Below are 7965 nucleotides of genomic sequence, written 5' to 3' on the forward strand. Positions count from 1 at the left end.
CCGATTCAATCGCATAGAAAAATATAGGATTAACGACAAGTTTCAAGTCGTTGACTTAAATCCCATTAAGTTAGCCGTTTGAATTAGCACTACTATATACTTAATCAACGTTTCGTTCTCAAACCCCTATACATACTTCTTATTATCATCCAAGTATGCATAAAGCATGTTTTGCTCTACCTAAAACCATGCAAGAAACCTTGAATTCCCTACAAAATATTACAGCTCCTTAATTTGCCATTTTTGAGCAAGCAATCCTTCTACAATTTTTCTGGCCAATGCTTGATACACCACTGGAGCACTATCATCATGAGCTCCTTCTACAGAATCGAGTTGTCCCAGGGAAAAATCAATCATCCGTTGTGGGCTTTGAAAAGGAAGGACCACTGCTACATCTCTAAGAGAATCGGAATTAATGCAATCAAAATCAGCATTTGCTTTTACTCGGAAAGGGCCTATTATTACACACTTTGTCTCTTTATCAATAAGTTGCACTTCTGCTGTAATCAACCTACGGTTCTCTACGCTAACAATATTTTTTCTTAAAGTTTGAGTGGCAAGATTTCGATCATATCGGTATCCAATAGGCTCATCTTTATCAGAAATAATGGTGATATGTAATAAATAAGAAGAGTCATAACAATAATTAAACCCATCGCAGGTACAGATCTCGCGTATAAGAGCCTGATTTAACTGACCTTGTATATCTCCTTTAATATAAGGAACACAGACTAAGATCTGATCGTCAGAACCTATTTCAAATTGATATCTACATCCTAAGCACAAAACTAAAAGGAAATAGAGTTTATGCATGGTTCTCTTCTTGTGCATTTAGATGTAACTCAGCCATCTTTTTTTCTGCTTTTTTTGCTATAACAGTGGCTGGATAAGTTGTTAAAATACGCTTATAGTACAAATAGGCAGCAGTGGGCTGGTTTTTACGATGATAGAAAAGAGCAATCTCATAAAGATCTTTAGCATATACCTCTTGCATATCCAAAAGCATATCCTCTATCTCATGAACAGCTTCATCACTTGGAAAGCTAGCAGAGATTCTATGCAGATTAATGGTAGCTAGTTCTAAAAAATCTTGATTTGCATATTCTTTTTGAGATTGGATAAGATAGACGCGTCCAATTTCTACATAACTTCTAATAGCTAAAAAATGCTTAGGGAACTGCTGTATTAAATTTTGATAAGTTTCAATACTTTCTTTATAATCTTTTCCTCTAAAGAGCAACTCTGCTTTCGCAAATAGAGATTGGGCTGTAAGTTCATGATTAGGAAGAGTAGAGATTAGCTCTTCATAAATATCTAAAGCTTCTTGTCTTGCTGGTATCCACTTTAATCCGAGTATAGTTTTTTTTGTGCCTGTGCGATATTTTTCTGCTATTTTAAACTTATACATAAAAGCTTCTTCAAAGAATTTAGGAGTCATTTGTTTCTTTAAATAACTAGAAAAATAATGATTAGCTTTTTCATATTCTTCTAATTCAAAATAGCTAACAGCTAAATAAAAAAGCACATCTTGTGCAAAGACCGTTGTAGGATACTCTTCAAGAAGTAGGAAAGCTTGTTCTATGACTTTATTCCATTTTTTATTTTGATAACTTTCCAAAACTAAACTATAACACTCCTGAACGGAAGAGGCTTCTCTTTGATGCTGCTCAAAACGAGGGTTTTCTCGAGCGTGTAATGATGATAATAAAAAAATAGGAAAAAACAGGTAATATATTTTTTTCATGAATATTCCATAAATTTTGAAATTTTAGATCTAAACCTTAATCTATGATAAGGTTACAAAGCAATTGCTTTATTCCCAGTGCATTTGATCAATACTGCTGATAGAGCGAATTTTATTTTCTAAATCCAAGCATTGTTCTACGCCCCAATTTTGCTCTATTAACAACACCCCTAGATGTTTGCTCTCTTTTGTAAATAAAATTTCAACGGGGCTCTGACCGGAATGCGAGCGAAAAGCGGTTTTAAGCAACAGGATATGGCTTAAATGAGCTCGATTGGATTCAATAAAAATTTTTAATTTTCTCATGATTTTTTGTTTCTTTTCTACAGCAGAATTCTTATTTTTTTCTCGAAATTTTACAGGTTTAAATTGCTTTGCCTGAGTATAAGCTAGATCACAGGCTTGAATCATTGCTTCATCTACACGTGTTAAATCATCTAGCCAGCGACACTGCAAACGAATTTGCCCTTCTGTGGTTTCTTTGTGAACAATTGCATATAATAACTGATTTTCTACCATAAGAGAAGCTTTTTGCTCATAAAGATCTGACCAAATGGGCAATTCAAAACGCTCTTCATTATCACTAATTTTAAGAATGGCAAATTTACGTTGATTTTTGGCAGAAACCTTAATAGCAACCCCTTCTATAATGCAGGTAATTCGACAAGGGCCGTCTTTAAAATCTGCCAATTCAACTAAAGAAACACAGGAAAGTTTTTTTAATAAAGTACGATATTCATCTAAAGGATGTTCATGTAGATAAACACCTAAAAGTTCGTATTCTCTTCGCAGAATAGCTTGTCGTGGCAGTTCTTGGACTTCTTGAGGCACTTGTGTGCGCTCAAGAGAAGAATCATCCAGAAGATCAAAAAGACTCATAATGCCTTTTGCCGCTTCTTTTTGTCCTTTGGAAGCAGCATTAAACATAGGATCAACACTGGCTAGCAAGGCAGCTCTACTGAATTTCGTAAAATCAAAGCAACCAGCTTCAACTAAACTCTCCATTACCTTTTTGCCCACCTTACTTGTATCAATACGCTGAATAAAATCGAATAAAGATTTGTAATTACCTTTTAATCTCTCTTTTAAAATAACATCGACAACTCCTTCTCCTACCCCCTTAATAGCTCCCATGGCAAAGCGAATCCCTTTTTTCGTAGCTAAAAATTGCTTACCCGATTCATTAATATCGGGTGGCAAAATAGCAATGTCCATCTTTTGTGATTCTCGTATGTGCTTAGTCACTTTAGAAAGATCATCGCAATCAGATGTCATAAGAGCTGCCATCCATTCACCAGGATAATTTGCTTTGAGATATGCTGTTACATAACTTAAATAACCATAGGCAGCTGCATGAGATTTGTTAAAACCATAAGAGGCAAATTTTTCAATTTTATCAAAAACCCGCATAGCAATCTCCTCGCTTAAGTTGTTTTTGATTGCTCCTAAACGAAATTTTTCCCGTTGGTTAAACATCTCCTCTTTATCTTTTTTTCCCATTGCACGCCTTAAGACATCTCCTTCTCCTAAAGAGTATCCAGCAAGACGACTTGCAATTTGCATAACCTGCTCTTGATAAACCATGATCCCGTAGGTTTCAGAAAGAATATCTTCCATCCAAAGATGATCTATTTCTATGCTCTCTTTGCCGTGTTTACGATTAATAAAAGAGGGAATCATCTCCATAGGTCCTGGGCGATATAACGCGCCCACTGCTATAATCTCTTCAAATTTATCGATATGTAATTGGCGTGCTAAATCTTGCATGCCCGCTGATTCTAATTGAAATATTCCCGTCGTCTTGCCTTGATTGAGCAATGCAAAAGTTTTTTCATTCTCTAAATTTAAGTTAACCCAATCAATTTCTTTTTGTTCTTTTTGCTTAATTGCATCGACAGCGTGTTGAATAGAGGTCAAGGTCTTTAACCCAAGAAAATCGATTTTAAGCATACCTACTTGCTCAACTGGCTTCATGGAAAATTGCGTAATTGCCATATCAGAATCCTTAGCACTACATAAGGGAATTCTTTGCATAAGAGGGTCTGCGCTAATAATGATTCCAGCAGCATGTACCCCTGTGTTACGCACAGACCCTTCTAGGGTTTTAGCAATATCGATGAGTTGTTTGATTTCTTTATCTTCTTGATAAATCCTGCGAAGCTCAGGGTCTATTTCTAAAGCCTTGCTTAGAGTCATATTTAGATCTTCAGGAATTAACTTAGCAATCTCATTGACTCTAGCAAGAGGAACACTTAAAACCCTTCCAACGTCTTTAATAGCCATTTTAGCTTTCATTGTGCCAAAAGTGATGATTTGTGCTACTTTGTCCTTACCGTATTTACCAACTGTGTAGTCGATTACCTCAGATCGTCTATCCATGCAAATATCTACATCAATATCAGGATAAGAAACTCGCTCTGGATTTATAAATCTTTCAAAGAACAAATCAAATCTTAGAGGTTCGATATCGGTAACTTCAATCAAATACAAAATAATCGATCCTGCTCCAGAACCTCTTCCTGGACCTACTGGAATATATTTTTTCTTTGCCCAAGAAATAAAGTCCCAAACAATTAAAAGATAATCAGCCATCCCTTTAGATAGAATAATATTTAATTCATATTCTAAACGCTCTTTAACAACCTCTAGGGGATCACGTCCTGGATATTTTTCAGAAACCTTGGCTAGACTTGAATTCGTATATCTTTTTACAATCCCTTCCTCACACAATTGACGCAAAAATGCCGCTACGCCCTCTTGTCTTATCTCCTCTGTATAAGAAGAGTCTTCTAATTGAGGAGGGGTAAAAACAGGGTAATATTTAGCTTTAAAATCAAAAGAGAAATTGCATTTATCAGCGATTTTGTACGTCTCTTCTATAGCAGAAGGGATATCAGCGAAAAGAGAACACATAAGATCGGAACTTTTAAAATACAACTCATGTGTGTAGTTTACTTGTCTCTTTGGATTTTTCACTCGTTGCTTAAGGCTACCAAATGAATCTTTTTCCCAGATTTCACAAGGTTCCCCTGATTGCACATTCATTAAGATCTCATGTGCATTCCAATCATTGCGATGAATATAATGAATATTATTGGTAGCAACCAAAGGAATCTGCATTTCAGAAGAAAGAGCGATCAATTTCTGATTGACTGTATTTTGTTTATTTATGCTATCCAAATATAATTGATGAAGCCAACCCTCTTTTTCAAAACCATCAGAGCGAATGTCTTCCTCCTGCATTTGATGACGTTGCAATTCAAAATAATAGTCGGAACCAAATATTTGCTGAAACCAAGCAATTTCCTGGCGGGTTTTCTCTTCATCTTTTTGTATAATATAATGGCCTAAAATCCCATTGAAAGGACCTGAGAGACAAATCAGGCCCTTAGCACATTCTGCCAACAGATCTCGATCTATTCTAGGAGTATAGTAAAACCCTTCTAGATGAGCTAGAGAACTCAATTTGCAAAGGTTTTGATATCCTTGGCTATCTTTAGCTAATAAGATAATAGGGAAACCGTGAGGCAAGCCTGGATACCGTTTTTTATCAAAACGAGACTCAGGAGCTACATAAAGCTCACAGCCAATAATGGGTTTGATATTTTCTTTTATGCATGCTTTAAAGAACTCAACAGTACCATACATATTGTTTTGATCGGTCAAAGCTAAGGCCGTCATTTTATGTTCAGCAGCTTTTGCTACTAAACTTTCTATAGAAGCTGTTGCATTTAAAATAGAGTATTGAGAATGCGTATGAAGAGAATTCCAATTCATCTTAAAATTTTGTAAGCCAACACAAGTTGGCTTAAACTCCTTTTAGGGCTATTTTTCAGTAGCTTGTACAGCTGGACGGGGAGTGCTTTTCATGCCCCATAAAGGAGCTAGCAAAATACCAGCAATTACACCACAAGAACCTAATACAACAAAAAAGCCCTGCCAGCCCCAAATTTCAACTACTTTGGTAATTGGATAACCTGCTGCAGCTGCTCCTAAATATGCCCACCAACCAGCAAATCCTGTTGCAGTCCCTGCAGCTTTTTTATGAGATAATTCAGCAGCGGACATTCCAATTAACATTTGCGGACCAAAAATTAAAAATCCAATGGTAAACATCAATCCATAATCCAAAAAGAGCATACCATGAGGAACCCAATACAAGCCTACAATCGCTAGAACCACCGCTAAGCTAAATAATACATTGATGGGTCCACGACGCCCTTGAAAAACTTTATCAGAAGCCCAACCAGCAAATAAACTACCAAAAATTCCCCCAGCTTCAAACCAAAACACACTACCGCTTGCGCTAAGCATGGAGTAGCCTTTTGCTTTCATCAGAAAAAGCGCGCCAAAATCATTGACAGCTTGGCGAATTACATAAACAAAAAAATAAGAAATGGCAAGCACCCAAATATATTTATTGTTCAGCACATATTTAAGTAAAATTTCCTTAGAAGAGAATTCCCTTTCTTCTTGATGTTTTGCAGATGGATAATCATTTTTATACTTTTCAATAGCTGGTAATCCTAAAGACTGAGGAGTATCTCTTAAACGATTAATTAAAAATAAACCGATTCCAATACAGGTAAGGCCGGGTACATACATTGCATAGCGCCAGCCCCACTTTTGTGCACAAAAGGCAGCAATAAGAGGAATAATAGCTCCTCCTACGCTATGTGAAGTATTCCACAAGCCCCACCAAGTTCCCCTCTCTTTTTGGGAATACCAGTGTGTGAGCAAGCGGGCACAAGGAGGCCAACCCCAACCTTGAAACCAACCATTGCACCCCCAAAGCAGAGCAAATAGCCACACGCATGAGGAAAGACCAAATAACACATTAAATACACCGGTTAAAATCAAACCGATGGCCATAAAAAATCTAGGATTGGAGCGATCAGCAAGAACCCCGCTCAAGAACTTACTAATCCCATAGGTAATAGACAAAACACTAGTTAAAATACCCAAATCGCTAATTTGCAAGCCTAATTGTTGCATCATAGCAGGCATAGCAAATGTAAGACTTTTACGGGTAAAATAGTAAAATATATAACCTATGTACATTCCATAAAAAATACGAAAACGCCAATACTTATAACGTTCTTTAACTTCATTGGGATCTTGAATTTCAGGAGCATAAGGAGCTGGTCTTAGAATGTTAAGTACGCTCATATACAACTTTCTCCTATTAAAGTTTATAAAACAAAAAGCGTCTTAAGAAAATGAATTAATATTTTTTCTAGACTTCTTTTCTTGATTTATTTTTTTATATTCCTCATTAAAAGAAAAAGCTTAGTATATGCTTTTCTTTAAAGGTTTGTTATGAGTATTCCACCCAGTAATTCAGAACCCTATAAAAAAATCATTGTGAATCGCGTTGAGCAAAACAAAAAGTCAAATAATTCGTTTAGTCAATTCCCCACAGATTTAATATATCCTAATCCAGCTTCCATACTTGTTTGCTTTTTTAAAAAGTTTACCATGCACTTCTCTTTTAAAAACAAGATATCCACCGCAGCTTTAAAGCAAGATCTCTTAGAATTAAAACAACTCTTTATTTCACTTTCTATAGAAGATCTTAGTCATCAATTAGAGTTCATACAAAAACTTTCGCTATTATGGCATAAAATCATCAAAGATTGCAACCCTATCTCTCTTTCCCTATCAAAAGGCTCTGATTTTTTAAAAAAAATAGCAGACCTTATTCAAATAATTAATCACTTTCCCGCCAATGAAGACCATTCTTTAGGTTATTATCTCCAAGAACATGTGGGTGAGAAGTGGGTCCCTTTTCCTTTTATGGAGCTTTTACAAGAATTGCATATAGATTATCAAAAAACACAAGATAAGAGTTACTTAGCAGACTGGATTAAAATTTTATCTTCAATCATAGATAAATTGCTTTCAAACGCTCCTTGAGGAGCGTTCTCTAATTGCACACAAAGGGGAATATAAATTTTCTTAATTCTTTATTAAGATCTCCAAGCCGATATTTCTAACGAGCAGTTTTGAGATTTGAAAAAATCTCGTTTATATTGGAGAGTTTAACCTAATCCGTTTAAGGAGCAACCCCTTTTTTGTGTGCAATTATGGGATGTATACTCGTTCACATTCAAATTAAGAGTTTGAATATACTAGTGCCGATTCAAACGGCTAGCTTAATGGGATTTAAGTCAACGACTTGAAACTTGTCGTTTATCCTACATTTCAAAATATCTGTTATT

The 7965-nt window shown here is 35.8% G+C and carries 5 protein-coding genes; 1 reads left to right on the forward strand and 4 read right to left on the reverse strand.

Annotated elements, in window-relative coordinates:
* Positions 1-219 precede the first annotated feature (219 nt).
* The 4 genes from RHOW815_RS05495 to uhpC form a co-directional block, all read right to left on the reverse strand.
* On the reverse strand, positions 220-813 hold the full coding sequence (locus RHOW815_RS05495; protein ID WP_215217332.1) for a hypothetical protein: 594 nt from the start codon (positions 811-813) through the stop codon (positions 220-222).
* Positions 806-1744, reverse strand: coding sequence for a tetratricopeptide repeat protein (locus tag RHOW815_RS05500; RefSeq protein ID WP_215217333.1), 939 nt, complete (start codon positions 1742-1744; stop codon positions 806-808). Before RHOW815_RS05500 ends, RHOW815_RS05495 begins: the two co-directional genes overlap by 8 nt.
* Positions 1745-1813: 69 nt before the next feature.
* Complete coding sequence (dnaE, locus tag RHOW815_RS05505) at positions 1814-5521, reverse strand: DNA polymerase III subunit alpha (RefSeq protein WP_215217334.1); 3708 nt, start codon at positions 5519-5521, stop codon at positions 1814-1816.
* Between the two features lie 48 nt (positions 5522-5569).
* Positions 5570-6913 (reverse strand): MFS transporter family glucose-6-phosphate receptor UhpC, encoded by a 1344-nt coding sequence (gene uhpC, locus RHOW815_RS05510; RefSeq protein ID WP_215217335.1) that lies wholly within the window; start codon positions 6911-6913, stop codon positions 5570-5572.
* Between the two features lie 150 nt (positions 6914-7063).
* Here uhpC and RHOW815_RS05515 point away from each other — a divergent pair, with 150 nt between their 5' ends.
* Positions 7064-7660, forward strand: a complete 597-nt coding sequence (locus tag RHOW815_RS05515) for a hypothetical protein (RefSeq protein ID WP_215217336.1) — start codon at positions 7064-7066, stop codon at positions 7658-7660.
* Positions 7661-7965: the final 305 nt, after the last annotated feature.

Source organism: Candidatus Rhabdochlamydia sp. W815 (assembly GCF_018642185.1).
Taxonomy (GTDB): Bacteria; Chlamydiota; Chlamydiia; order Chlamydiales; family Rhabdochlamydiaceae; genus Rhabdochlamydia; species Rhabdochlamydia oedothoracis.

Excerpts from the sequence above, each read along its gene's own strand:
- uhpC (WP_215217335.1), bottom strand. The coding sequence starts at position 6,913 with ATGAGCGTACTTAACATTCTAAGACCAGCTCCTTATGCTCCTGAAATT.
- RHOW815_RS05500 (WP_215217333.1), bottom strand. The coding sequence starts at position 1,744 with ATGAAAAAAATATATTACCTGTTTTTTCCTATTTTTTTATTATCATCA.
- dnaE (WP_215217334.1), bottom strand. The coding sequence starts at position 5,521 with ATGAATTGGAATTCTCTTCATACGCATTCTCAATACTCTATTTTAAAT.
- RHOW815_RS05495 (WP_215217332.1), bottom strand. The coding sequence starts at position 813 with ATGCATAAACTCTATTTCCTTTTAGTTTTGTGCTTAGGATGTAGATAT.
- RHOW815_RS05515 (WP_215217336.1), top strand. The coding sequence starts at position 7,064 with ATGAGTATTCCACCCAGTAATTCAGAACCCTATAAAAAAATCATTGTG.